The sequence below is a fragment of the Microbacterium sp. genome, from assembly GCF_046295495.1.
Classification (GTDB): Bacteria; Actinomycetota; Actinomycetes; order Actinomycetales; family Microbacteriaceae; genus Microbacterium.
In genome coordinates, this window is sequence record NZ_JBKBNC010000001.1 from 165,292 (window position 1) to 190,327 (window position 25,036).

Here is a 25,036-nt window from a genome sequence, read left to right on the forward strand (position 1 = left end):
GTTTCCGCGCTTTCGAGCCGAGGGGCAGGCGACGACGAAGCGCGAAACATACGTCGATTAGCGTGGCGGAGTGACCGCTCCGACCGTTCTGCCCGTGCGTTCCCGCCGTCGAGGTCTCGCCACGCTCGCGCGCCTGGGGGTGGCGACCCTCCTCGTCGGCGTCGCCACGGGGCTCGCCGTGCTGCTGCTGGTGTGGATCGTGCACACCCTCGAGCACCTCGTGTGGGGCCACGAGGAGGGCCCGTTCCTCGACGGGCTCCCCTACCCGTCGGTGTGGTGGTTGCCGATCGTCACGGTCGGCGGGACGGGGGTGGTCGCAGCCCTCGGCTGGTACCTGCTGCGTCGCTTCGGGCGACGCATCGCCACGGTCGAGCAGGGCGTCGACGGGGCCCGAATGCCGTGGTGGGAGACGCTCGCCGACACCGTCATCCAGGTGGGGGCGGTCGCCCTGGGCGCCTCGATCGGCAAGGAGGTCGCCCCGCGCGAACTCTCGGCGATGGCGAGCTCGAAGGTCGTGCGGTGGTTCCGCCTCGACGCCCGTTGGGGCCGCATCCTGATCGCCTCGGCCGCGGGCGCCGGTCTCGCCGCCGTCTACAACGTGCCGCTGGCGGGGGCGCTGTTCGCCGTCGAGATCCTCCTCGCGCAGTTCAGCGTGGGCGCCGCGGTCGTCGCTCTCGTGGTGAGCACGATCGCCACGCTCGTCGCGCGACCGCTCGTGGGCGACGGGTCGCTGTACTCGATCGGCTCGGTCGAGGTGAACGCGTCGCTCATCGTCGCCGCGATCCTCATCGGCCCGCTCATGGGGTGGGGAGCGACGAGCTTCGCCGTGGTGACGAAGAAGCTCGCCCGTTTCCGCCCCGAGGGGTGGAAGCTGCTCGTGGTGCTGCCGTTGACCTTCACCGCGGTCGGGGTGCTGGGGGCTGTGTTCCCCCTGATCCTCGGCAACGGGCGCGCCCTCGCGACCGCGGGTTTCGACCTGTCGCAGCCCGCGCTGCTGCTCATCGCGCTCGCCGTGTTGAAGTACGTCGCGACCGCACTGTCGTTGGGGTCGGGGGCCATCGGCGGCACCTTGCAGCCCTCCGTCGCCATCGGTGCGGCCCTCGGCGCCGCCGCGGCGGCCGGGTGGGCGTTCGTGTGGCCCGGAGCCGACGGCACGGCGCTCGCGGTCGTCGCGGCGTCCGCGTTCCTGGCATCCAACATGCGGGCCCCGTTCACCGCGATCGCCCTCATCATCGAATTCACGAACACGGGGTTCGACCTGCTACTGCCGATCTTCCTCGCCGTCGCGGGATCGCTCGCGGCGTCCAAGCTCACCTCGCGCGAGAGCCTGCGGCCGTTCGCACCGATCGACCCAGCGCGCCCCTGACGGGCGGTCGGCGCGAGGCGCCTCCCGGAGCGCGAGGCGCCTCCCGGAGCGCGAGGCGCCTCCCGGAGCGCGAGGCGCCTCCCGGAGCGCGAGGCGCCTCCCGGAGCGCGAGGCCCCGTCGGCGCGACCGAGGGGCCGAGGCTCGTGGCCCCGGCCCCTCGGCATCCGGTCAGTCCAGGTACTTCGCGTAGGCCGGCAGGGTGAGGAAGGCCGGGAACTCCTCGCGCAGCGCGACTTCTCGGAACACCGCGGCGGCGTCGTCGAACCGGTCGCCGTCGGAGCGGGGCGCATCGGCGAGCACGTCCTGCACCAGCGACTCGACGTACTCGCGGGTGATCGGCGTGCCCTCGACGGTGGCGTGATCCTGGTGGATCCACTGCCAGATCTGCGAGCGCGAGATCTCGGCGGTCGCGGCGTCTTCCATGAGGTCGTCGATCGCGACGGCGCCCAGACCCCGCAGCCACGCCTCGAGGTAGCGGATGGCCACCGAGACGTTGCCGCGCACGCCCGTCGCGGTCACGGGGCGTCCGATGCGCACGTCGAGCAGGTCGGCCGGCTCGACCGACACCTCCGCGCGCGTGCGCCCGAGCTGGTTCGGCTCCTCGCCGAGCACCGCGTCGAACTCCGCGAGGGCGACGGGGATGAGGTCGGGGTGGGCCACCCAGGTGCCGTCGAAGCCGTCGCCGGCCTCGCGCCGTTTGTCGGCGGCGACCTTCTCGAACGCCGCCTCGGTCACCTCGGGTCGCCGCCGGTTGGGGATGAAGGCGCTCATGCCGCCGATCGCGTACGCGCCGCGCCGGTGGCACGTCTGCACGAGCAACTCCGTGTACGCCCGCATGAACGGAACCGTCATCGTGACCTCGCTGCGGTCGGGCAGCACGAACCGGGCACCCCGACCGCGGTAGGTCTTGATGATCGAGAAGATGTAGTCCCATCGACCGGCGTTCAGTCCCGCGCAGTGATCGCGCAGGGCGAAGAGGATCTCCTCCATCTCGAAGGCGGCCGGCAGCGTCTCGATCAGCACGGTCGCCCGGATCGTGCCGTGCGCGAGGCCCAGGCGCTCCTCGGTGAACGAGAACACGTCATCCCACAGGCGTGCCTCCTCCGCCGATTCGATCTTCGGCAGATAGAAGTAGGGGCCGCGGCCGCCCGCGATCAGCGCGTGCGCGTTGTGGAACACGTAGAGCCCGTAGTCCACGAGCGAACCGGATGCCGGCAACGCGCGGCCGGAACGATCGACGAACGTCACGTGCTTCTCGGGCAGGTGCCAGCCGCGCGGTCGCATCACGATCGTGGGGGTGCGCTCGGCGGTGACCTCGTAGCGCTTGCCCTCCGGGCTGGTGAACGACAGCCGCCCGCGGATCGCGTCGAAGAGCGAGAGCTGTCCGCCGATGACGTTGCGCCACGTGGGGGAGGTGGCGTCCTCCTGGTCGGCCAGCCACACCCGTGCGCCGGAATTGAGGGCGTTGATCGTCATCTTCGGGTCGGTGGGCCCGGTGATCTCGACCCGGCGGTCCTCCAGGCCGGGGCCGGCCCCGGCCACGCGCCACGAGGGATCGTCGCGGATGTGCGCGGTGTCGGCGCGGAAGTGCGGGTCGTCGCCCGTGCCGATCTCGAACCGTCGGCGCAGGCGTGCGGCGAGGCGGTCGTGCCGACGGCGGGCGAAGCGGTCGTGCAGCTCGGTGAGGAACGCGATCGCGGCAGGGGTGAGGATCTCGGCATCCCGGCCCTCGAGGGGGCGCTCGAGACGCAGGTGCGGGATGGATGCCGGGGTGCTCGGCATCCGGGATCCTTCGGTGGCCGGCGGGGGTGGGGTGTCGATGAGGGTCATGGTCGTGGCTTTCTGTGTCGGTGCGGCACCGCTGCTCGCGCAGCGCGAACGAGGTGCCGAGTGTCCAAGACACCCGGACCGTTTCGGAATCCGTCCGGGTGTCTTGGACACTCGAACGAGGGTCAGTGGAACTGGGCGGTCTCGGTGGAGCCGGCGAGGGCGAGGGTGGCGCTGTCGGGGTTGAGCGCGGTGGAGACGACGTCGAAGTAGCCGGTCCCCGCCTCGCGCTGATGGCGCGTGGCGGTGTAGCCGACGGCTTCGGCGGCGAACTCGGCCTCCTGAAGCTCCACGTACGCGCTCATGGCGCGATCGGCGTAGCCGCGGGCGAGGTCGAACATCGAGTGGTTCACGGCGTGGAAGCCCGCGAGGGTGATGAACTGGAACGCGTAGCCCATCGCCGCCAGGTCGGCCTGGAACGTCGCGATCTGCGCGTCGTCGAGGTGACGCTTCCAGTTGAAGCTCGGCGAGCAGTTGTAGGCCAGCATCTTGCCCGGGTAGCGGGCATGGATCGCCTCGGCGAAGCGCCGCGCGAGAGCGATGTCCGGCTCGCCCGTCTCCACCCACAGCAGGTCGGCGTAGGGCGCGAAGGCGAGGCCGCGGGCGATGACGGCGTCCAGTCCGGGGCGCACCCGGGAGAATCCCTCGCTCGTGCGCTCGCCGGTGAGGAACTCCGCGTCGCGCGGGTCGATGTCGCTGGTGAGAAGGTCGGCGGCGAGCGCGTCAGTGCGGGCGATGATCACGGTCGGCACCCCCGCGACGTCGGCGGCGAGACGCGCGGCGTTGAGGGTGCGGATGTGCTGCTGCGTGGGCACGAGCACCTTGCCGCCGAGGTGGCCGCACTTCTTCTCGCTCGCCAGCTGGTCCTCCCAGTGGATGCCGGCGGCCCCGGCCTGGATGAGCGAGAGCGCGAGCTCGTAGGCGTTGAGGGGTCCACCGAACCCGGCCTCGGCGTCGGCGACGATGGGCGCGAGCCAGTCCCGGGTGATCTCCCCCTCGGCGCGCTCGATCTGGTCCTGCCGCAGCAGGGCGTTGTTGATGCGGCGGACGACCGCGGGCACGCTGTTGGCGGGGTACAGGCTCTGATCCGGGTAGGTCTGGCCCGCGAGGTTGCCGTCGGCGGCGACCTGCCACCCGCTGAGGTAGATGGCCTTCAGCCCCGCGCGCACCTGCTGCACGGCCTGTCCGCCGGTGTAGGCGCCGAGCGCCCGCACGTACTCCTCGGTGTGCAGGAGGTTCCACAGGTTCTCGGCCCCACGGCGGGCGAGAGTCGCCTCCTCGCGGACGCTGCCGCGGAGGCGCACGACGTCGTCGGCGGTGTAGGTGCGCTCGATGCCGTCCCAGCGGGGGTCGTTCTCCCACGAGGCGCGGATGTCGGCGGCGGTCTCGGTCTGGTCGCCGGCGCGCGGGGGCCGCGGGGCGGGGGTGGCCTGGATCGTCATGTCGTCCTCCTTCGGGTGGCGGGGCGTCGGTGCCCCGTGACGACCACTGTGGGCGAAGAACACGACCTCGAACCCGGACGGACGTTGTGAAGATCGCGTGATCTTCTGCGGTTGTGAGAACCTGGCGTATGGACACCGGCGTCTCCGTCTTCTCGGCATCCCTCCCGCTCGACGATGAGGAGGTGGACACCCTCACGATCGGCCGGCGCATCCGTCAGCTGCGCACCGCCCGCGGTCTCACCCTCGACGACCTCGCCGCGGCGGTCGGCCGGGCGCCCAGCCAGCTGTCGATGATCGAGAACGGCCACCGCGAGGCCAAGCTCACGCTGTTGCAGGCGATCGCCCGCGCGTTGGAGTGCCGCCTCGACGCGATCCTGGATGCCGAGCCCCTCGACGCCCGCGCGGCCCTGGAGATCTCGGTCGAGCGGGCGATGCGCGGGCCCACGTTCCAGGCGCTCGGGATCGCCCCGTTCCGGGTGGGGCGCTCGGTCCCCGACGAGGTGCTCGCCGCGATGCTCGCTCTGCAGGGCGAGATCGAGCGTCTGCGCGAGGAGCGCTCGGCCACCCCCGAGGAGGCGCGTCGGGCCAACGTCGCGCTCCGCCGCCTCATGCGCACGCAGGACAACCATTTCCCCGACCTCGAGCGCGTGGCATCCGAGATGCTCGACGCGATCGACCACCCGGGCGGGCCGCTCACCCAGCGCGGGGCGAGCGACATCGCCGCCCACCTGGGGTTCACGCTGCACTACGTGCCCGACCTGCCCTCGTCGACGCGCAGCATCGCGGATGCCAGGAACGGCCGGCTCTACCTCTCGACCAGGGTCGCGAAGGGCGATCCGCGTGCGGCCGTGCTGCAGGCGCTGTCGAGCCGGATGCTCGGCCACGGTGAGCCCACCAGCTACGACGAGTTCCTGCGGCAGCGCGTGGAGACGAACTACCTGACCGGGGCCCTGCTCCTGCCCGAGGCGCACGTCGTCCCGGCTCTGCGGGAGGCGAAGGAACGACGCGCGCTCAGCATCGAAGACCTGCGCGACGCGTACTCGGTGTCGTACGAGACGGCCGCGCACCGCTTCACGAACCTCGCCACCGTGCACCTGGGCATCCCGGTGCACTTCCTGAAGGTGCACGAGTCGGGGACCATCACGAAGGCGTACGAGAACGACGACGTCAACTTCCCGACCGACCGGCTGGGTTCGATCGAGGGGCAGATGTGTTGCCGACGGTGGACGAGTCGCGTGGTGTTCGACGAGGACGACCGGTTCAACCCGTACTACCAGTACACCGACACCGGCAACGGCACCTACTGGTGCACCGCTCGTGTGGAGCAGTCGAGCGAGGGCGCGCACTCGGTGAGCGTGGGCGTGCGCTTCGACGACACGAAGTGGTTCCGCGGGCGGGACACCCTCAACCGCGGCGTGTCACGGCACGCCGTCGAGACGTGCTGTCGCCGAGCCCCCGCGGAGCTCGAAGCCGCGTGGCGGGGGCGGGCGTGGCCGAACGTGCGGACGCCGCGGACGCTGCTCGCGACGTTGCCGACCGGTGCGTTCCCCGGCGTCGACACGACCGAGATGTACGAGTTCCTGCAGGCCCACGCGCCGACGGGGGAATGACGGCCGCCCCGCGCCGACGGGCGGGGGCGGGTTCCGCGGTCAGGCCGCGTTCCAGCGCAGACGTGGCGCCCCGAGCCCCGCGCGCACGGCCGTGGCGTCCGCGACGGGGAACATCGTGACGAGGAGGTCGTCGACCGCGTAGGCGAGGGCGGCGCTCCCGGCCGTCGCCGAGGTGAGGGCGATGCGCGCGTGGCGAGCCCCCACGTGCTCGACGAGGGCGTCGGGATGGCCGAGCACCGCCGAGGCGGCCGCGGTGACGCGTTGCAGCAGCGTGCGCGTGCCCGTCCACGGCAGGAGCGCCCCGGCGGGCAGGCCGCAGGCCCGCGCGAGGTCGTCGGTGAGCCAGCGCTCGCGTTTGAGCCCGTAGGGGGTGGGGGTGTCCGAGAGCAGGTAGCCGTAGACATGCAGTACGCCGGCGTTGCCGACCGGCCACTCGGCCGCGAGGTGCGCCCGGCGATGCAGCTCGTCGAAGAGCGGGCGCGGGAGGACGGGGGCGCCGACGTTCTCGTCGACCACCGTCGATGAACCCCACGCGTCGAACGCCGACGCCTCGGCGTCCGCGGTCAGCGCCCGGGCCAGCCAGGGCAGGGAGTCGATCGAGGTGGCCGGGTGCGACGGGGCGAGCGCGGCGGCTGCGTCGAGGGCGGCGGCGGAGGTCACCGCTTCACGGTAGAGGCGGCGATGGCTGGACGCGAAGTTCATCCGGCGTTTACACGATGTGGACGTCGCGTCCACATATGGCATGCACCATGGACGCAACGTCCACGACAGGAGTCCCCGTGCCCCGCCCCGTCCTCATCTTCGACTTCGACGGCACCGTCGCCGTCGGCGACGGCCCCTTGCTGGCCTACGCCCGCGCCGTCGCCGCCCACGCGGCATCCCCCGACGCGCTCGTCGACGCCGTCGCCTTCCAACTCGCCACCCCCGCCGCCGAGGTCATCGACGGTTACGACGTGGTGCGTCGGGTGGCCCTCGCCGAGGGCATCGACGACGACGCGCTCGCCGCAGCCTATGCCGCCAGCCGGGCCCAGCTCGGCGGAGTCGAGGCGCCCGTCGCGACGGCAGCCGGTCTCGCCGGTTTCCTCGCGACGGTGGATGCCGTGCGCCTGCTGGTGACGAACGCACCGGCCACGCGGCTGGACGAGGTGCTCTCCGCGCTCGGGCTCGGCGGCATGTTCGACCGGATCGTGACCGATGCCGCCAAGCCCGCCGGGCTGGAACAGCTGCTCGACGGCCTCGACGGCTCCCCCGTGCTCGCTGTCGGCGACGTGTGGCGCAACGACCTGGCGCCCGCCCACGCCCGCGGTCACGACACCGCCCTGGTCGGCGGATACGCCGATCCCGCGGCGCGCCCCACCTACCGTGCCGACACCCTGGACGAGCTGCTGCCCGCCCTCGCCGCGTGGGTCGCCGCCGCCGGTGAGCCCCCGGTCGTCGCCGCGTCCGAGGACCGCACCGCCCGTGTCGACGCTCCCCGCGTCGAGACCTCCCCGTCCCCCGCCTGAGTCCCACCCGAACCGCAGAAGGAATCATGAACACTCGTCGCACCCGTCTCTCTACCGCTTTCGCGACGGCCGCCCTCGCCGCCGTCGCCCTCGCCGGCTGCTCCGGTGGCGCCGGCGCCTCGTCCGACGGCACCGCGCCCGCTGCCGACCCCGGCTCGCTGGTCCTGGCGCTGGTCCCCTCGCAGGACCAGGCGAATCTCGTCGACACCGCCACGCCCCTCACCGACATGCTCACCGAGAAGCTCGGCATCCCCGTGACCGGTGTCGTGTCGAAGGACTACCAGGCCGCGGTTGAGGCCATGGGAGCCGGCCAGGCGCAGATCGGCTTCCTGCCGTCGCTGCAGCTGTGGCAGGCCAACGACCGTTACGGCGCGTCGGTCGTGCTGCAGACCGAGCGCAACGGCAACATCACCTACCCGGGGCAGTTCATGACGAACAACCCCGACAAGTACTGCGAGACCCCCACCGTCGAGCGCGACGGCATGCTGTTCTGCAACGGCGCCGACGCACTGCAGGGCCCGGCCGGCCTCGACAGCATCGCCAAGATCGCGGGGGCCAAGGTCGCCGTGCTCGGCCCCGGCTCGCCCGCCGGCTACATCTACCCGATGCTCGCGCTGAAGGAGGCGGGCGTCGACATCGACGGCGGCTTCTCGCAGGTGCCGGTCACGGCGAACGACGCCTCGGTGCTCGCGGTCTACAACGGCGACGCGGAGGTGGGCTTCAGCTTCTGGGACGCCCGCACCCTCGTGGCCAAGGACAAGACCGACGTCGGGCAGAAGGTCGTCGTCTTCGGTCTCACCAACGAGATCCCCAACGACGGCGTCGCCGTCTCGAAGGACCTCTCCGCCGAGCTGCAGGAGAAGATCTCGACCGCGCTCGAGGAGTACTCCGCCACCGACGAGGGCTCCGCGGCGCTGAAGGCCGTGTACTCGATCACCAAGCTCGCGCCCGCCGACCCGTCGTCGCTCGACGTGGTGGCCCGCGCCGCCGAGCAGCTGGGACTGCAGTGACCGACGACGCATCCACCCGGGGCGTCGAGGCGCAGGCCTCGGCGCCCTGGGGCATCCGTCTGAACGACGTCTCGGTGCGCTACCCCAACGGCACCGTGGGTCTGAGAGGCGTCACGGTCGACATCGAGCCGGGAGACCTCGTCGCCGTCGTGGGGCTCTCGGGCTCGGGCAAGTCGACGCTCATCCGCACGATCAACGGCCTCGTGCCCGCGACCTCCGGCACCGTCGAGGTCGGCGGACGCCGCATCGACGGGGCACCGGGTCGGCGTCTGCGCGAGACGCGCGGGCACATCGGCATGGTCTTCCAGGGCTTCAACCTCGCCGGTCGCACCACCGTGCTCAACAACGTGCTCGTGGGGCGTCTCGCCCACACCCCGCTCTGGCGCACGATGCTCGGCGCCTATCGTCCCGACGATCGCCGTCTCGCCTTCGAGGCGCTCGAGCGGGTCGGCATGCTGCCCAAGGTGTGGGACCGCGCCTCCGCGCTCTCGGGCGGGCAGCAGCAGCGCGTGGCGATCGCCCGCGCCCTCACGCAGGAGCCGCGCATCGTGCTCGCCGACGAACCGGTCGCCAGCCTCGACCCGCCCACGGCGCGCGGCGTGATGGACGACCTCCGGCGCATCAACGCCGACCTCGGCATCACCGTGCTCGTCAACCTCCACCTGCTCGACCTCGCCCGCGAGTACGGCACGCGCATGATCGGCATGCGCGCCGGGGAGATCGTCTACGACGGGCCCGCGGCATCCGCCACCGACGCCGACTTCGCCGAGATCTACGGACGCAGCGTGACCGCCGCCGACAGGCTCGAGCGATGACGGTGTCGACCCTGCCGCCGCGCCCGACGGGCCGATGGATGCCGTGGGCCGCCGCGGCCGTCGTCGTCGCCGTCACGGTCTTCATGTGCCTGCCGGTGGTCGGGGTGGGCCTGGACGTCGGCGCGATCGCGCGCAACTGGCAGCAGGGCGCACTGCGCGTGGGCGAGTTGCTGACCCCCGACTGGTCGTTCTTCCCGCGCACGGTCGGCCCGCTTCTGGAGACCCTGCAGATGGCGGTCATCGGCACGGCCGTGGGGGCGGCCATCTCGCTCCCGGTGAGTTTCTGGGCGGCCCGGCCCACGAATCCGCTGGGGCCGACCCGGGCGCTGGTGCGCGGCATCCTCAACGTCATTCGCGCCGTGCCCGAGCTGGTCTACGCGGCCGTCCTCGTGGCGATGGTCGGGGTGGGGGCGCTGCCCGGCATCCTCGCGCTCGTGCTCTTCAACGTCGGCATCATCGTCAAGCTGGTGTCGGAGTCCATCGACGCCGGCGACCTCGGCCCCCTCGAGGCCGGCCGCGCGGCCGGCGCGACGCAGGCGCAGATCAACCGCGCGCTGGCGCTTCCCGACACCTGGCCGGCGTTCGTGTCGCAGACCCTCTACGTCTTCGAGTTGAACGTGCGCGCATCCACCGTGCTCGGTCTCGTCGGCGCCGGCGGTATCGGCCTGCTCATCGACGCCGTGCGCACCTTCTACCGCTACGACCAGCTGTCGCTGATCATCGTCGAGATCCTCGTGATCGTCGTGGTGCTCGACACCGTCAGCGATGCGATCCGCCGGAGGCTCGTATGACCGCCCTCGCCCCGTCCCGCCTCGCCCCGGCGGCTCTCCCGCCGCGCCGGCGCGCGCCGCTGCGCACCCTCTCGTGGGTCGTCGTCGGCGTCATCGTGATCGCCGCGTTCTGGTCGGCCGACATCACGTGGTCGCGACTGGGGGAGCTCCCCGCCGAGATCGTGCGCTATCTCGGGCTCATGTTCGCCTCACCCTCGTGGGAGAAGCTGCCCGAGGCGCTGTGGCAGACCTGGCGCAGCGTCGAGATGGCGTGGATCGGCACCGTCCTCGGCATCCTGATCGCCACGCCCCTCAGCCTCGTCGCCGCCCGCGGCTTCGGCCCGCCGCCCGTGCGCGCCGCGCTGCGCTTCGTGTTCTCGCTTGTGCGGGCCGTGCCGGAGCTGGTCTTCGCGATCATCATCCTGTCGGTGACCGGACTCACCCCGCTCACCGGTGCCCTCGCGCTCGCGATCGGCGGCGTGGGGACGCTCGGCAAGTGGGGCTACGAGGCGGTCGAGAACGTGGCGCCCGGCCCCATCGAGGCGGCCCGGGCGGCGGGCGGTTCGACCGCGCAGGTGCTGCGCTGGGGCGTGTGGCCGCAGGCCGCGCCGACGTTCCTGTCGTTCTGGCTCTACCGCTTCGAGATCAACGTGCGCGCCTCGGCCGTGCTCGGCCTCATCGGCGTCGGGGGGATCGGCGACATGCTGACCTCGTACACCCAGTACCGTGAGTGGTCGACGGTCGGCATGCTCCTGATCGTCGTGGTCGTCGTCACCGTCGCGATCGACGCGGTGTCGGGCCGCATCCGCCGCCGCATCATGGAGGGTCCCCGTGTCCGCTGAGGTGCCCGTGACCGCGCGCATCGCCGCGGTGCGCAACTCCCTGCAGCCCAGTGAGCGGCGCGTCGCCGACCTCATCGTCGACGAACCGGATGCCGTGATCGAGCTCACCGCGCAGCAGATCGCCGATCGCGTGGGCGTGGGGCGCTCCACCGTCGTGCGCGCGTGCCAGACCTTCGGCTACCGCGGCTATCCGCAGCTGCGCGTGGCCCTCGCCGCGGAGCGGGGGGCGCGCGCGGTGACTCCGGTCGCGGCGGGCGACGGACCCCTCGGCGGCATCCGCGCGGCGATCGACCGCGTCGCCGACGACCTGCGCGCGGCGACCAGCCTGCTCGAGCCGGCGACGGTGTCGACGGCGGTCGACGCGGTGGTCGGCGCGGGCCGGGTGCTCGTCGTGGCCAGCGGGCTGTCGGCCCCCGTGGCATCCGATCTGGCGATGCGGCTGACCGCCGTCGGACGCCCCGCCGAGACCCTCGGCGATCCGATCGGCCAGCAGATCGCCGCGCGCCACCTCTCACCCGCCGACGCCTGCCTGGTGATCAGCGGATCGGGGGCCAACGAGGCGAGCCTCCGGGCGGCCTCGGCCGCGCGCGCCGCCGGGGCGCGGGTGATCGCGCTGACGTCGTTCCGGGCCTCGCCGCTGACCGAGCGCGCCGACATCGCGCTCGTCCTGGCATCCGGAGGAACGTTCCGCGACGAGCTCGAGCACACCTCGCGCATCGCCCACGCGGTGTTCGTCGAGGCGTTCGTCGAGGCGGTCGCCCACGCGCGCGTCGACCAGGCGGAGGCCGCCCGTGCCCGTGTGCTCGAGATCCTCTCCGACAACCTCGGCGACGCGATCTGACCCGGCGCCCGCGACCCTACTCCACCAGTCGGAGCGCCGTCCACAGCTCGGCGCGCGCGGCGAACGACGACAGATCGCGTCCGAGCACCCGCTGCGCCTGAGCGATGCGTGCGCGCACGGTGTGGCGGTGGATGCCGAGCGCCTGCGCCGCGGCCTCGTGCGAGCAGTCGTTCGCGAGCCACGCGTCGAGGGTCCCCACCAGCGACGACGCGTGGGTCTCGTCGTGCCGGTGCAGGGGGCGGAGGGCGTCCGCCGCGACCGTGCGCGCCGCCTCCGAGCCCAGCGCGACGAGCAGGCCCGCGCGGGCGGCGTCGGCGAAGTCGGCGACCCCGGGCGCATCGGCGCGATCGCGCGCGGTGCGCGCCTGCGTGACGGCGCGTGAGAAGGCGTCGTACCCGGTCGGGGACGAGCAGCCGACGACGATCTCGAAGCGCGCGGCGATCTCGTCGAGGGGAGAGCGCTCCGCGGCGGGCACGACCAGCACCAGCCCGTCGTCGCCGCGTCCGAAGAAGAGCTCGCCGCGTCCCTCCTGTGCGCGCATCTCGGCCCACTCGATGAGGGCCGTCGAGCGCGCCGCGTGCGGCGGGGTCAGACCCACCACGACCGGCGCCGCGGGGAGGGGCCCGAACAGATCGCGCGCGGCCCGGCGCGCCAGCGTGGGATCGTCGGTGGCGAGGGAGTGCACCAGGCCGGCGCGGAACGTGCCGATCGCCCGGCCCAGGCCGTCCTGCTGCTCGAGGGCGAGCGCGGCCATCGCCACCACCGCGGTCACGACGCTGCGCGCCTCGTGGTCGAGGTCGTCGGCCGAGATCGCGAGGGCGCCGCGCAGGTGCCCGCCGCGGCCCAGGGTCTGCACGCTGACCGCGGTGTCGCCGACCCGCAGCGACCCGGCCGCGCGTGTCCCGCGTCGCAGCATCGTCGTCACCTCGGCCGAGAGCGCGTCCGCCGTGGCGGCGGCGAGCGTGCCGGCGGGGTGCTCGGTGCGCAGGGCCCCGGCCGCGTCGTACAGGCCCACCCAGCAGTGCAGTTGCCGCGAGAGCTCCGCGAGGGTGGCCGACAGGCCGTCGGGCCGCAGGGCGGCGAGCGAGACCGCGCGCTGGGCAGCGAGCGACCAGCTGCGGCGTGCGTAGGCGTCGGCGGCGATGGCCTCGGCCCCGGCCCGGGCCACCGCGATGAAGGGGGTGCGGTACGGCACCTCGAACAGGGGCATCCCGCCGTCTCGGCACGCCGTGACCAGCAGCGGGGGGATGCCCTCCCGCACGACCTCCGTGCCGAAGCCGAGTCCCTGCACCCCCCGCGCGAGGAGGCGCCCGACGTAGGCGTCGTAGTCGGCGGGCGTCGCGTCGGCGAACTGCGTGCCGGTGGTCAGCAGCACGAGCCCCTCGCTGAGGAAGGGCGTCGGGTCGGCGAGGTCGCTGGAGTGCACCCAGCGCACGGGGCCGTCGAGGATGCCGGGGGCGAGATCGTGCTCGTCGGCGACGAGGCGCAGATGCAGGTCGCGACGACCGAGGAGCGCGCGCAGGCTCGGCGGGGTGGGGGCGAGGTCGGCCATGACAGCTCCTGTACGACTCGTATACGGCGGCGCCTGTGACTGTACAGGCAGGAGAGTGCGGGTCGTGCTGCGGCGTCCGTAGCATCGCCGCCATGAGCCTCGACACCCTCCCCGTCGTCGGCGGTCCGTCCCTCGCCCAGGAGCGCCGCCTCGTCACCGCCATCCCCGGTCCGCGTTCGCAGGAGCTGCTGGAGCGAAAGGCCGCCGCCGTGGCATCCGGAGTCGGTCACACGGTTCCCATCCACGCCGTCGCCGCGGGCGGGGGAGTGGTGGTCGACGCCGACGGCAACTCGCTCATCGACCTCGGCTCCGGCATCGCGGTCACGAGCGTCGGCAACGCCCACCCGGCCGTGGTCAAGGCCGTGCAGGACCAGGTGGCCGCCTTCACCCACACGTGCTTCATGATCTCGCCCTACGACTCCTACGTCGCGGTCGCCGAGGCCCTGAACCGCCTCACCCCGGGCGACCACGCCAAGAAGAGCGCGCTGTTCAACTCCGGCGCCGAGGCGGTCGAGAACGCGGTCAAGATCGCGCGCAAGCACACCGGTCGCCAGGCCGTCGTCGCCTTCGACCACGCCTACCACGGCCGTACCAACCTCACGATGGCGCTGACCGCGAAGAACATGCCCTACAAGAGCGGCTTCGGCCCCTTCGCCACCGAGGTGTACCGCGCGCCGCTGTCGTACCCGTTCCGCGACGGACTGTCGGGCCCCGAGGCCGCGGCTAAGGCCATCTCGCTCATCGAGAAGCAGGTCGGGGCCGAGAACCTCGCGGCCGTCATCATCGAGCCCATCCAGGGCGAGGGCGGCTTCATCGTCCCCGCCGACGGCTTCCTCAACGCCATCGTCGACTGGTGCCGCGACAACGGCGTCGTCTTCATCGCCGACGAGGTGCAGTCGGGCTTCGCCCGCACGGGCGCGATGTTCGCGAGCGAGCTGTTCGGCATCGTCCCCGACCTGGTCACCACCGCCAAGGGCATCGCCGGTGGGCTGCCGCTGGCGGCGGTGACCGGCCGCGCCGAGATCATGGATGCCACCCACACCGGCGGTCTGGGCGGCACCTATGGCGGCAACCCCGTCGCGTGCGCCGCCGCGCTGGCCTCCATCGACGCCTTCGAGAACGAGGGCCTCATCGAACGCGCCCAGCGGATCGGCGAGCTGCTGACGGCCCGTCTGCACGCCATCCAGGCGCACGACCCGCGCGTCGGCGACGTGCGCGGGCACGGTGCGATGATCGCCGCCGAGTTCGTCGACCCGGTCACCGGGGCGCCCGACGCCGCACTCACCTCGGCGGTGGCCAAGGCCGCGATCGCGGAGGGTGTGATCGTGCTGACGTGCGGGACCTACGGCAACGTCATCCGTTTCCTCCCGCCGCTGTCGATCGGCGACGACCTGTTGAACGAGGGCCTCGACGTGGTCGCGGCCGCCCTCGCCCGCTCCTGACGGACGTCCCGGCGGGCGTCGACCCGAAGCCCGCCGCTGTCGGAGCCATCCACGAAGACGTGAACGACACAACGAAGGAAGATCCCATGGACGACATCACCCGTGACGTGGTCGTGATCGGGGCCGGTGCCGCCGGTCTCACCGCGGCCAACGACCTGCGCAAGGCCGGCCTGTCGGTCATCGTCCTCGAGGCCCGTGATCGCGTGGGCGGACGTCTGTGGACCGACGTCATCGACGGCGCGATGCTCGAGCTCGGCGGACAGTGGGTCTCGCCCGACCAGCAGGCGCTCATCGACACCGTCGCCGACCTCGGGCTCGAGACCTACAGCCGCTATCGCGAGGGCGACAGCGTGTACGTCGGACCCGACGGCGAGGGCAAGCGCTTCACGGGCGAGATGTTCCCCGTCGCGCCCGAGACCGAGAAGGTCATCGACGAGATCACCGCACGCCTGGACGCCATGGTCGCCGAGATCGACCCCGACGAGCCGTGGAAGCACCCGCGCGCCGCCGAATGGGATCAGATCTCGTGGGATGCCTGGCTGCGTCAGCAGACCGACGACGACGAAGCCGTGCGCAACCTCGCCTTCGCGACGGGCTCGGCCATGCTCACCAAGCCCACGCACACGTTCTCTCTGCTGCAGTCGCTGCTCATGGCGGCATCCGCCGGGTCGTACTCGCACCTCGTCGACGCGGACTTCATCCTCGACAAGCGCGTCGCGGGCGGCCTTCAGCAGGTCCCCGAGTTGCTCGCGGAGCGCCTGGGCGACGATGTGCTGCTGAACCAGCCGGTGCGACGCATCGTCTGGGGCCCCGAATCCGCGGCGCCGGACCGCCCCGCGGACGCGGCGACGGGACGGCGGGTCGACGACCTGCGCGCGCTGACCGCTCGCGTCGAGGCCGCGGCGTCCTCCCCGGGGGGCGTCACCGTGATCGCCGACGGCGTCACGGTCCGCGCACGCTTCGCCGTGCTCGCGCTCGCGCCGGTGCTCTACTCGCGCATCTCGTTCGATCCGCCCCTGCCGCGCCTGCAGCATCAGATGCACCAGCACATCTCGATGGGCTTCGTCATCAAGGTGCACGCCGTCTACGACCGCCCGTTCTGGCGCGAGCAGGGACTGTCGGGTACCGCGTTCAGCCCGTACGAGCTGTGCCACGAGGCCTACGACAACACCAACCACGGCGACGAGCGCGGCACCCTGGTCGGGTTCGTGTCGGACCAGAACGCCGACGACCTCTTCCGCCTCAGCCCCGAGGAGCGCAAGGAGCGCATCCTCGACTCGCTCGCGCGCTACTACGGTCCCGAGGCGAAGAACCCCGAGGTCTACTACGAGAGCGACTGGGGCACCGAGGAGTGGACGCGTGGCGCGTACGCGGCGAGCTTCGACCTCGGTGGGCTCCACCGCTACGGCGCCGACCTGCGCGAGCCCGTCGGCCCGATCCACCTCGCGTGTAGCGACATGGCGGGCGCCGGATACCAGCACGTCGACGGTGCGATCCGTCAGGGTCACCGCGCCGCCGACGAGATCCTCGATCGGACGCGCGGATGAGCGGCGACCGCGTCGTCGTCGGCTACACGGCGACCGACGCGGGTGCGGACGCCCTCGCGCTCGGCGCGCGGCTGGGTGCGGCCCTGGGCGCGCCCGTGCACGTCGTCGTCGTGCTGCCCTCGCCCGAGAACAACGTCTCGATCCCCTCCGCCGCGAGCTACGACCGTCTCGTCGCCGACACCGCCCGCGGCTGGCTCCGCGACGCCCTGGCGCGGCTCGGCGAGTCCGCCGGCATCCGGGGTCACGTCCGGTACGCGCAGGCCGTGTCCGAGGGTCTCGTCGCGGCGGCCGAGGAGTTCGACGCCGGCGTGATCGTCGTCGGGACCGGCGCCGGTGGACCGCGCGGTCGGCACCGTCTCGGCACCACCGCCGAGGAGCTCGTGCACTCCGCCCCCGTCCCGGTCGCCCTGGCGCCCGAGGGGGCGCGCGACGTCGACCCGGCCGCGGGCCTGCCGCGCATCACCGCCGCGATCGGCACCCGCCCCGGTGCCGACGTACTGCTCGACACCGCCGTCGCCGTCGCACGCCGGTCGCACGCGCCGCTGCGGCTGCTCTCCCTCGCGGGCGTGGATCTGCCCGACCGTGTCGACGCGGGTCTCACGCGTCTGACCGGTCAGACCCACGCCGAGGGCGTGCTCGAGACCGTGCGCGTATCCCTCCCTGACGAGATCGCGGCCGAGGCCGTGGTCGGCACCGGCAACGACATCGAGCACGCCGTCTCGGGCATCGACTGGCAGCCGGGCGAGATCGCCCTGGTCGGCTCCAGCCGTCTCGCCCAGCCGCGTCGGCTGTTCCTCGGCTCCACCGCGGGCCGCATCCTGCGCTCCCTCCCCGTCCCCATGATCGTGGTGCCCCGCACCTCGGAGGCCTCCTCATGACCAGCCCTCGCAACGACGCGAGCTCCGCACCCGACAGCGCCGTCACCACCGGCATCTCCAACAAGGGTCTGCGGGTCGGCTCGATCGGCATGATCGGCGCCGTCGTCATCGGCATCTCGACCATCGCCCCCGCGTACACGCTCACCGGCGCCCTGGGCCCCACGGTCTCGGCCGTGGGCTTCCAGGTGCCGGCGATCATCCTCGTGGGCTTCGTCCCGATGCTGCTCGTCGCCCTCGGCTACCGCGAACTGAACTCCCGGATGCCGGATGCCGGCACCTCGTTTACCTGGGCCGCTCGGGCCTTCGGCCCCTGGGTCGGCTGGATGGCGGGATGGGGGCTGGTCGCGGCGACGGTCATCGTGTTGTCGAACCTCGCCGGCATCGCCGTGGACTTCCTGTTCCTGCTCATCGCGCAGATCAGCGGCAACGCCGAGATCGCGGAACTGACCCGCGTCGTGCCGATCAACATCGCCGTGTGCCTGCTGTTCATGTTCCTCGCCACGGTGGTGTCCTACCGAGACCTGCAGACCACGCAGCGTCTGCAGTACGGCCTGGTCGGTTTCCAGGTCCTCGTGCTGCTGGTCTTCGCGGGGGCGGCGGTGGTCGAGATGATGAACGGCAACGCGTTCGACCCCAGCCCCGTCCAGCTGTCGTGGTTCAACCCGCTCGAGGTGCCGTCGTTCAGCGCGTTCGCGGCGGGCCTGTCGCTGTCGATCTTCATCTTCTGGGGCTGGGACGTCATCCTCACGATGAACGAGGAGACCAAGGACCCCGACAAGACGCCCGGGCGCGCGGCCACCGTGACGGTGTTCCTCATCGTGGCGCTCTACCTCTTCATCGCGGTCGCCCTGTTGATGTTCGCGGGCAACGGCACGGGGGAGCTGGGGCTGGGGAACGAGGACATCCAGGAGAACGTCTTCTTCCATCTGTCCGGACCCATCCTCGGTCCCCTGGCGTTCCTCGTCTCGCTCGCGGTGCTCACGAGCTCGGCGTCGTCGCTGCAGGCCACGTTCGTCGGCCCCGCGCGCACGCTGCTCGCCATGGCCCACTACGACGCACTGCCCAAGAAGTTCGCGAAGGTGAGCCCGCGCTTCTTCACGCCGGGCTACGCCACGATCGTCTCGGCCGTCGTCGCCTCGGCGTTCTACGCGATCATGCGGGTGCTGAGCGAGAACGTGCTCACCGACACCATCACCGCCCTCGGGGCGATGATCTGCTTCTACTACGGCCTGACCGCCTTCGCGTGCGTGTGGTACTTCCGCAAGCAGTGGTTCGACTCGGTGCGAAACGTCTTCTTCATGCTGCTGGCCCCGCTGGTGGGCGGCGTCATCCTCGCGGTGCTGTTCGTCACCACGCTCATCGACAGCGCGAGCCCCGACTACGGTTCGGGCTCCGAGATCGGCGGCGTCGGCCTCGTGTTCGTCATCACCGTGGTCATCATCGTCACGGGCCTCGTGCTCATGATCGCCCAGCGCATCGCGAGCCCCGCGTTCTTCCGCGGTGAGACCCTGGGACGAGAGGCGCCCGCGAGCGCCCGCCGTCGCCGAACGACCTGACAACGAAACGAAAAGGAGCACCATGAGCGACTACGCCGTCGTCAATCCCGCCACCGGCGAGACCCTCGCCGAGTACGACACGCTGACCGACGCCGGGGTGGAGAGCGCGGTCGCCTCCGCTCACGACGGGTATCGCGCATGGTCGCGCACCGCCCCCGCCGAGCGGGCCGAGGCCATCCGCCGGGTCGCTCACCTGCACCGCGAGCGGCGCGACGAGCTCGCCGCGATCATCGTGCGCGAGATGGGAAAGCCGCTCGAGGCGGCGCTGGGCGAGGTGGACTTCGCCGCCGACATCACCGAGTACTACGCCGACAACATCGACAAGATCACCGGCGACACCCCGCTCGACATCCTGGGCGAGGGCACGGCCGTCGTCCGCCGCTCCCCGCTCGGCGTGCTGCTGGGCATCATGCCGTGGAACTTCCCCTACTACCAGGTCGCCCGCTTCGCCGCCCCGAACCTGGCAGTGGGCAACACGATCCTGCTCAAGCACGCACCCCAGTGCCCCGAGTCGGCCGAGGCGCTGCAGGCGATCTACCGCGACGCGGGGCTCCCCGAGGGGGCGTACGTCAACATCCGCGCCACCAACGACCAGGCCGCGACGATCATCGCCGACCGCCGCGTGCAGGGCGTCTCGGTGACCGGCTCCGAGCGCGCCGGCGCCGCCGTCGCGGAGATCGCGGGCCGCAACCTCAAGAAGGTCGCCCTCGAGCTCGGTGGCTCCGACCCGTTCATCCTCCTGTCCACCGACGACCTGGATGCCGCCGTGCAGGCCGCCGTCGATGCGCGCCTCGACAACAACGGCCAGTCGTGCAACGCCGCCAAGCGCTTCATCGTCGCCGACGACCTCTACGACGGCTTCCTGTCGAAGTTCACCGCCGCCCTCGGTGAGGCGAAGGTGGGCGATCCGTTCGCCGACGACACCGTCCTCGGACCCCTGTCGTCGCTCACGGCCGCGGAGCGCCTCGACGAGCAGGTGCAGCGCGCGGTCGCGCAGGGAGCCACCGTCGAGGTGGGCGGCACGCGCGACGGCGCGTTCTACCCCGGCACGGTGCTCACCGGCGTCACGAAGGACATGGACGCGTACGGCGAGGAGTTCTTCGGGCCGGTCGGCGTGGTGTATCGCGTGTCCGGCGAAGACGAGGCCATCGCCCTCGCCAACGACACCGGCTACGGCCTCGGCTCCTACGTCTTCACCACGGATGCCGAGCAGGCCCAGCGCATCGCCGATCAGATCGAGGCCGGGATGGTCTACGTCAACGTCGTGCTCGCCGACTCGCCCGAGCTGCCGTTCGGCGGCGTCAAGCGCAGCGGGACCTCGCGCGAGATGGGCCTGCTGGCGGCCGATGAGTTCGTGAACAAGAAGCTCATCCGCGTCGTCTGAGCGGCCCGATCCGCGTCCGCGCGCCCGTCCTGGTCCGACCGGGGCGGGCGCGTCGGCGTCGGAGGGAGAGGTGAGACGCGACCCGGGCCGGGGGCACGCGGACCACGGGGTGGCCTGCGGGTGATTCCCGGTGTGAACGCGCGGGGAACGCGTCGGGAACCGGTTTCGTCGTCGTCGAGAGGGGGCGATTCCGCAGACGGGGTCTTCGCCGGGGGTCCATCGCGCCCCAGGGTGCTTCGCCGCGCACCGGGCGGGATCGCGGGAGTTCACTCTCGGCCGGGGTCTTCTCGCGGGGCGTTCGATCAATGCAGGCGTGCTGTGCTCGGTCTCGGAACACATCCCTCTGGAAGGACCCCCTCGTGCCGCGAATCGTCCCGCGCCGGCTGCCCGCCGCAACTCGCCCCGTCCCCCTCGTGTGCGTCGTGGCCGCCGCGCTCGCCTTCGTCCTCACTCTCGTGACTCTGACGGCCGCCCCGGCGCGGGCGGCCGAGGTGCGCGCCACCGCGGCATCCGCCTGCACCTACGCCGTCTGCAACCTCCTGCTCGTCAACGTCAACGGCAGCTCGTTCGTGAATGCCGCCTCCGAGTCGGTCAAGACGACCCTCCGCACGGGCAACGTCGACTTCACCCTCTCCGCCCAAGACGTCGGCGACGGTTCCGTGTATCTGCGCAACGCGGCGGGCAAGTGCCTGTACGCCGGCAACGACTCCCGGTCGAAGCTCACTCTGCGCGCCTGCACGGGCTCCGCCGACCAGCGGTGGTACTTCCAGAACCAGGACTACGCCAACTCCTTCGCCATCCGGAAGGTGAGCGATGCCCAGGGCAAGGCAGACGACCGTTGCGTCGATGTCACCGACGGCAAGCTCGGCAAACAGCTCCAGCTGTTGAAGTGCAAGTCGTCTTCGTCGAACTGGCAGAAGTTCTCTCCGACGGCTGACGATTCGAAGACGTTCGACGCCAACATGAAGACCGTGCAGGACCTGGCCACGAAATGGGCGAGTCATGAGTGCGAGAAGGCCACGATCGTCACCTGCACCTTCCTCCACGTGTCCACCTCGGAACCCGTGCTGACCACGCCCGTGGCCGTCGGGGCGCCGGCTCACAACTACACGCAGGGGGCGATGAAGTCGACGATCAAGCTCGACGAGCAGAAATCGACGACGATGACCCTCGGGTGGGGCTTGAAGTACTCGATGAAGATCTCCGTGGATGCCGTCTTCGGCAGCTACGAGTGGGCGATGGAGCAGTCGTTCACCTACAGCACGGCGTGGACCGACACGAGCGTGCTGAGCCAGGCGGTCGAGGTCACGGTCCCGGCCAACGGTTTCGCCTGGGCCTCCTGGGCGCAGTTGACCCGGTCGGTCACCGGCACCGTGACGTTCCAGACCAAAGACACGAAGAAGTCCTGGACCGCGCAGTCGACGGTCGTGCTGCCCGCAAAGGACGACGGCGCGAAGAAGAGCCAGCTGGTCTTCTGCGACAACACCTCCCGCCAGAAGGTGTGCCTCGACTCCCGTCCGACCCCGGCCAGGACGGTGCCCGCGGGGCCCTCCGTCGGAGCGGGCGTCGACTGGCTCGTGACGGTGCAGGACTCCGAGCACACGTGCTCGGGCACGGCCCTCAGCGACGCCTGGGTCCTGTCGTCCCAGCACTGTCCGCGAGGGGAGGTCGTCTACCCGGGAACGGCCGACCCGGTGTCCGTCGACCGTGTCGTGGACTCGCCGACCGGAGACATCCGTCTCCTGCACCTGCGAACGCCCCGCGCATTGCGGGCCTACCCTCCGGTCGATCTCGCCTACGCGCCCACGACCGGAGACGCGGCGACCGGCTTCTCGGTCGGAACGCCCGATGCGCCGAGTCCGACGCGAGCTGCGGCGACGGTGAGCGGGACCGGGACGGATGCGCTCGGCGGAGGCACGCTCATCACGGTCGACGCGTCCGCGGCCCGAGCCCTCACGACCGACTCCGGAGGGCCTCTGCTGGTGAACGGGCGCGTCGTCGGCGTCGCGGCCGTGTGGAACGGCGACACCGGCAGACCGGTCGTGAGCTACGCCAGCCTGCGCTCATCGGCATCCGTCGTGGCGGCGGAGATCGTGACCGATGTCACCGTCAACGGCACCCACGCGGTCATCACCATCGGTAAGAACCTCTTCCGGTCGAAATCTCGCGTCATGGTGTGGGCCGATGGCCGGTATGCGGGGGAGACCTACGACGGCACCTCCTATTACATGGGTGCCCGGGAGAACGCGGATGCGACGATGACGCTGTGGGCCGATGTCCCCTCGGGAGCGCTCGTGCAGGTGGGAGCGACCGAGGGCGTGCCGGGTATGGGTGACATATCGGTGGCGAAGACGCGTGTGCAGCGGTCCGCGATCGGTGATGCCGGTCTCCGTGTGACGTTCGCTCAGAACGGGCGCATGGTCTTCGAGACGTCGAGGAAGCTCTTCGACGCGCAGCGACGGCTCATCGTCTCCATCAACGATGTCCGCGTCGGCGAGACCTACGCCGGATCGAGCTACGACATGCCTCGGGAGATGAACGCCAGGACGGCGTGGACGTACTCCTCGACGCCGGTGGCGCGCGGAGACGAGATCGAAGTGCGTCTCGCGACGGGCGCGCCGGGCCAGAACGCCGACGACTACGTCGTGCTCTCTCAGACGTTCCGGTGAGCGCGGGGGTGCCGGTCTCGGAGGGCCGGCACCCCCGCCGTCGGCTCGTTCCCGTCCTCGGCGGTTCGCCACCGCGAAAGACATGGCATAGACTGGTTCGTGCAGTCGAAATCTGCAATCTTTCGCTGTGCCCTCGGGTACGCGGCATCCCTCCCCGAGGAATTCCAGGTGAAAGTGCGCCGGTTTCGCATCCTGGATCCCTCGGGATCTTAGGGCGGTAGCTCAATTGGCAGAGCAGCGGTCTCCAAAACCGCAGGTTGCAGGTTCGATTCCTGTCCGCCCTGCGCACAGCGCACGCTGGCACAGACAGAGACCTAGGTGGTTCGATGACGCAGGACGAGGCGAAGGGCGAGGTCGTCGCAGACCGCGGCGCGCCCCGCGAGAAGAAGCTCAACTTCTTCGCGCGGATCGCCCTCTTCATTCGTCAGGTCTTCGCGGAACTGCGCAAGGTCGTCACCCCCACGCGGCAGGAACTGCTCAAGTTCACCGCCGTCGTCCTCGGGTTCGTCGTCGTGATGATGGCGATCGTCTACGGCCTCGACGTGTTGTTCGTGTGGATCACCACCGCCGTCTTCGGCGTCCCCGGTACCGCCGGCGCCTGACCGGCGTCTGGGCGGACGCGCGGCGCCAAGAGCGGCCGCCTCTGAACGGAAGAGATCACAGTGTCTGAAAGATATGTCGACGACGCCGACTGGGCCACCGCCGCCGAGCAGTCCAGCGAGGACGACGAAGCCCAGGAAGGCAACGTGCTCGCGTCGCAGGAGCGCGCCTCCGACTCGGCCGAGCACACCGCCGTCCACATCGTCGACGACGAGACCGACACCGATGACGCCGACCTCGGTGACATCGACATCACCGACCCGGAGGCGGACGCGATCGTGAACGACGCTCTCGAGATCGACGAGGCCAGCGAGGCCGAGGCCGCCGCCGAGGTGCTCACCGACTCCCTGGCCGAGGAGCAGGCCGAAGAGGCTGCTGAGGCCGCCGACGAGGTCACGCCCTACGACGGCCCCGACATCAACGGCGAGCCCGACGCCCCCGTGCTCGACGAGGACTTCGTCGACGAGGTCAACGCCGCAGCCGGCGTGGTCGACGAGGTCGAGGCCTCCGAGTCGCCCGCCGACGCCGGCGAGGCCCCCGCCGACGAAGACGCCGCCGACGACGACGACGAAGACATCGACCCCTACGACGCCTTCCGCACCGAGCTGCGCTCGCTGCCGGGCAAGTGGTACGTCATCCACTCCTACGCCGGCTTCGAGCGCAAGGTGAAGGCCAACATCGAGCAGCGCAAGTCGACGCTCGAGGTCGAGGACGACATCTACCAGGTCGAGGTCCCGATGGAGGACGTCGTCGAGATCAAGAATGGCCAGCGCAAGATGGTCAACCGCGTGCGCATCCCCGGCTACGTGCTGGTGCGCATGGACCTCAACGAAGACACCTGGTCGGTCGTCCGTCACACCCCCGGTGTGACCGGCTTCGTGGGCAACGCCCACAACCCCACCCCGCTGCGTTTTGAAGAGGCCTTCAACATGCTGAAGAGCCTCGTCGAGGTCAAGGAGTCCGCTCCCGCCAAGGCCGGTGCCGCCAAGGGCGCCCCCACGGCGCAGCGCGTCATCCCCGCCGAGGTCGACTTCGAAGCCGGCGAGACGATCACGATCAAGGAGGGCTCGTTCGCGGGTCTTCCCGGCACGATCAGCGAGATCAAGCCCGAGAGCGGCAAGCTCACGGTCCTCGTCTCGCTCTTCGAGCGTGAGACCCCGGTCGAGCTGTCGTTCGATCAGGTCACCAAGATGGTCTGACGCCCCGAGCGTCCTCGCGAACGCCCCGCCCGGCTCCGTCCGGCGGGGCGTTCGCCGTTCCCCGGCGTCGGCGGCGCGTTCGCCGTTCCCGGCGTCGGCGGCGCGCCCGCCCCGCGGCGTCCGCCGTCCGGCGCCTCGAGTCACGCATAAACGCGATTGAGGCGCATAAACGCGCGGTGC

General features: G+C 71.3%; 20 protein-coding genes and 1 tRNA gene. 17 read left to right on the plus strand and 4 right to left on the minus strand.

The window, feature by feature from the left end:
* Nucleotides 1-70: 70 nt before the first annotated feature.
* Entirely contained in the window at nt 71-1,366 is a 1,296-nt protein-coding gene (locus ACK4LS_RS00895; RefSeq protein WP_409712157.1) for a chloride channel protein, read from the plus strand.
* 169 nt (nt 1,367-1,535) lie between these two features.
* Here the strand turns inward: ACK4LS_RS00895 and aceB are convergent, their stop codons facing one another.
* Nucleotides 1,536-3,197, minus strand: a complete 1,662-nt coding sequence (gene aceB / locus ACK4LS_RS00900) for a malate synthase A (protein ID WP_409712159.1) — start codon at nt 3,195-3,197, stop codon at nt 1,536-1,538.
* A 122-nt stretch (nt 3,198-3,319) separates the two neighbouring features.
* The gene (gene aceA, locus ACK4LS_RS00905) at nt 3,320-4,636 is read right to left on the minus strand and encodes an isocitrate lyase (RefSeq protein ID WP_409712161.1); all 1,317 of its coding nucleotides are present in this window, start codon (nt 4,634-4,636) and stop codon (nt 3,320-3,322) included.
* A gap of 128 nt (nt 4,637-4,764) precedes the next feature.
* Between aceA and ACK4LS_RS00910 the strand changes: the two genes are divergently transcribed.
* On the plus strand, nt 4,765-6,246 hold the full coding sequence (locus tag ACK4LS_RS00910; protein ID WP_409712163.1) for a helix-turn-helix domain-containing protein: 1,482 nt from the start codon (nt 4,765-4,767) through the stop codon (nt 6,244-6,246).
* A gap of 39 nt (nt 6,247-6,285) precedes the next feature.
* Here ACK4LS_RS00910 and ACK4LS_RS00915 read toward each other — a convergent pair whose 3' ends face one another.
* Complete coding sequence (locus ACK4LS_RS00915) at nt 6,286-6,906, minus strand: amino acid deaminase (RefSeq protein ID WP_409712165.1); 621 nt, start codon at nt 6,904-6,906, stop codon at nt 6,286-6,288.
* 119 nt (nt 6,907-7,025) lie between these two features.
* Here ACK4LS_RS00915 and ACK4LS_RS00920 point away from each other — a divergent pair, with 119 nt between their 5' ends.
* Genes ACK4LS_RS00920 through ACK4LS_RS00945 form a run of 6 tightly spaced genes read left to right on the plus strand, consistent with a single transcriptional unit; the run spans nt 7,026 to nt 12,029 of the window.
* Nucleotides 7,026-7,751 (plus strand): HAD family hydrolase, encoded by a 726-nt coding sequence (locus ACK4LS_RS00920; RefSeq protein ID WP_409712167.1) that lies wholly within the window; start codon nt 7,026-7,028, stop codon nt 7,749-7,751.
* 26 nt (nt 7,752-7,777) lie between these two features.
* Nucleotides 7,778-8,761 (plus strand): phosphate/phosphite/phosphonate ABC transporter substrate-binding protein, encoded by a 984-nt coding sequence (locus tag ACK4LS_RS00925; RefSeq protein WP_409712169.1) that lies wholly within the window; start codon nt 7,778-7,780, stop codon nt 8,759-8,761.
* A complete protein-coding gene (phnC, locus tag ACK4LS_RS00930) occupies nt 8,758-9,576 on the plus strand; it encodes a phosphonate ABC transporter ATP-binding protein (RefSeq protein WP_409712171.1) in 819 nt (272 codons plus the stop codon). The genes ACK4LS_RS00925 and phnC overlap by 4 nt, the downstream gene beginning before the upstream one ends.
* Nucleotides 9,573-10,367 carry a phosphonate ABC transporter, permease protein PhnE gene (gene phnE / locus ACK4LS_RS00935; RefSeq protein ID WP_409712173.1) on the plus strand — a complete coding sequence of 265 codons (795 nt, stop codon included), beginning with the start codon at nt 9,573-9,575 and terminating at the stop codon, nt 10,365-10,367. Before phnC ends, phnE (ACK4LS_RS00935) begins: the two co-directional genes overlap by 4 nt.
* The gene (phnE, locus tag ACK4LS_RS00940; protein WP_409712175.1) at nt 10,364-11,188 is read left to right on the plus strand and encodes a phosphonate ABC transporter, permease protein PhnE; all 825 of its coding nucleotides are present in this window, start codon (nt 10,364-10,366) and stop codon (nt 11,186-11,188) included. The genes phnE (ACK4LS_RS00935) and phnE (ACK4LS_RS00940) overlap by 4 nt, the downstream gene beginning before the upstream one ends.
* Nucleotides 11,178-12,029: a MurR/RpiR family transcriptional regulator gene (locus ACK4LS_RS00945; protein WP_409712177.1), complete on the plus strand. Its 852-nt coding sequence runs from the start codon at nt 11,178-11,180 to the stop codon at nt 12,027-12,029. The genes phnE (ACK4LS_RS00940) and ACK4LS_RS00945 overlap by 11 nt, the downstream gene beginning before the upstream one ends.
* 16 nt (nt 12,030-12,045) lie before the next feature.
* Here ACK4LS_RS00945 and ACK4LS_RS00950 read toward each other — a convergent pair whose 3' ends face one another.
* A complete protein-coding gene (locus ACK4LS_RS00950; RefSeq protein ID WP_409712179.1) occupies nt 12,046-13,581 on the minus strand; it encodes a PucR family transcriptional regulator in 1,536 nt (511 codons plus the stop codon).
* Between the two features lie 92 nt (nt 13,582-13,673).
* Between ACK4LS_RS00950 and gabT the strand changes: the two genes are divergently transcribed.
* From gabT to nusG, 9 genes are all read left to right on the plus strand, one after another.
* A complete protein-coding gene (gene gabT, locus ACK4LS_RS00955) occupies nt 13,674-15,023 on the plus strand; it encodes a 4-aminobutyrate--2-oxoglutarate transaminase (protein ID WP_409712181.1) in 1,350 nt (449 codons plus the stop codon).
* Nucleotides 15,024-15,109: 86 nt separating this feature from the next.
* Nucleotides 15,110-16,570, plus strand: a complete 1,461-nt coding sequence (locus ACK4LS_RS00960; RefSeq protein WP_409712183.1) for a flavin monoamine oxidase family protein — start codon at nt 15,110-15,112, stop codon at nt 16,568-16,570.
* On the plus strand, nt 16,567-17,448 hold the full coding sequence (locus ACK4LS_RS00965; protein ID WP_409712185.1) for a universal stress protein: 882 nt from the start codon (nt 16,567-16,569) through the stop codon (nt 17,446-17,448). The genes ACK4LS_RS00960 and ACK4LS_RS00965 overlap by 4 nt, the downstream gene beginning before the upstream one ends.
* Complete coding sequence (locus ACK4LS_RS00970; protein ID WP_409712187.1) at nt 17,445-19,004, plus strand: APC family permease; 1,560 nt, start codon at nt 17,445-17,447, stop codon at nt 19,002-19,004. Before ACK4LS_RS00965 ends, ACK4LS_RS00970 begins: the two co-directional genes overlap by 4 nt.
* 22 nt (nt 19,005-19,026) lie before the next feature.
* The gene (locus ACK4LS_RS00975; protein WP_409712189.1) at nt 19,027-20,388 is read left to right on the plus strand and encodes an NAD-dependent succinate-semialdehyde dehydrogenase; all 1,362 of its coding nucleotides are present in this window, start codon (nt 19,027-19,029) and stop codon (nt 20,386-20,388) included.
* 359 nt (nt 20,389-20,747) lie between these two features.
* Complete coding sequence (locus tag ACK4LS_RS00980; RefSeq protein WP_409712191.1) at nt 20,748-23,057, plus strand: trypsin-like serine protease; 2,310 nt, start codon at nt 20,748-20,750, stop codon at nt 23,055-23,057.
* 211 nt (nt 23,058-23,268) lie between these two features.
* Nucleotides 23,269-23,341, plus strand: a tRNA-Trp gene (locus ACK4LS_RS00985).
* Between the two features lie 42 nt (nt 23,342-23,383).
* Complete coding sequence (gene secE, locus ACK4LS_RS00990) at nt 23,384-23,659, plus strand: preprotein translocase subunit SecE (RefSeq protein ID WP_409712193.1); 276 nt, start codon at nt 23,384-23,386, stop codon at nt 23,657-23,659.
* 60 nt (nt 23,660-23,719) lie between these two features.
* Nucleotides 23,720-24,856 carry a transcription termination/antitermination protein NusG gene (gene nusG, locus ACK4LS_RS00995; RefSeq protein WP_409712195.1) on the plus strand — a complete coding sequence of 379 codons (1,137 nt, stop codon included), beginning with the start codon at nt 23,720-23,722 and terminating at the stop codon, nt 24,854-24,856.
* The last annotated feature ends 180 nt before the right edge of the window (nt 24,857-25,036 follow it).

What these genes read in the sequence shown, in the direction of transcription:
- aceB (WP_409712159.1), bottom strand. Translation starts at nt 3,197, where the DNA reads ATGACCCTCATCGACACCCCACCCCCGCCGGCCACCGAAGGATCCCGG.
- phnE (WP_409712175.1), top strand. Translation starts at nt 10,364, where the DNA reads ATGACCGCCCTCGCCCCGTCCCGCCTCGCCCCGGCGGCTCTCCCGCCG.
- ACK4LS_RS00975 (WP_409712189.1), top strand. Translation starts at nt 19,027, where the DNA reads ATGAGCGACTACGCCGTCGTCAATCCCGCCACCGGCGAGACCCTCGCC.
- phnE (WP_409712173.1), top strand. Translation starts at nt 9,573, where the DNA reads ATGACGGTGTCGACCCTGCCGCCGCGCCCGACGGGCCGATGGATGCCG.
- gabT (WP_409712181.1), top strand. Translation starts at nt 13,674, where the DNA reads ATGAGCCTCGACACCCTCCCCGTCGTCGGCGGTCCGTCCCTCGCCCAG.
- ACK4LS_RS00970 (WP_409712187.1), top strand. Translation starts at nt 17,445, where the DNA reads ATGACCAGCCCTCGCAACGACGCGAGCTCCGCACCCGACAGCGCCGTC.
- ACK4LS_RS00965 (WP_409712185.1), top strand. Translation starts at nt 16,567, where the DNA reads ATGAGCGGCGACCGCGTCGTCGTCGGCTACACGGCGACCGACGCGGGT.
- ACK4LS_RS00950 (WP_409712179.1), bottom strand. Translation starts at nt 13,581, where the DNA reads ATGGCCGACCTCGCCCCCACCCCGCCGAGCCTGCGCGCGCTCCTCGGT.
- ACK4LS_RS00960 (WP_409712183.1), top strand. Translation starts at nt 15,110, where the DNA reads ATGGACGACATCACCCGTGACGTGGTCGTGATCGGGGCCGGTGCCGCC.
- ACK4LS_RS00925 (WP_409712169.1), top strand. Translation starts at nt 7,778, where the DNA reads ATGAACACTCGTCGCACCCGTCTCTCTACCGCTTTCGCGACGGCCGCC.
- secE (WP_409712193.1), top strand. Translation starts at nt 23,384, where the DNA reads ATGACGCAGGACGAGGCGAAGGGCGAGGTCGTCGCAGACCGCGGCGCG.
- aceA (WP_409712161.1), bottom strand. Translation starts at nt 4,636, where the DNA reads ATGACGATCCAGGCCACCCCCGCCCCGCGGCCCCCGCGCGCCGGCGAC.
- ACK4LS_RS00910 (WP_409712163.1), top strand. Translation starts at nt 4,765, where the DNA reads ATGGACACCGGCGTCTCCGTCTTCTCGGCATCCCTCCCGCTCGACGAT.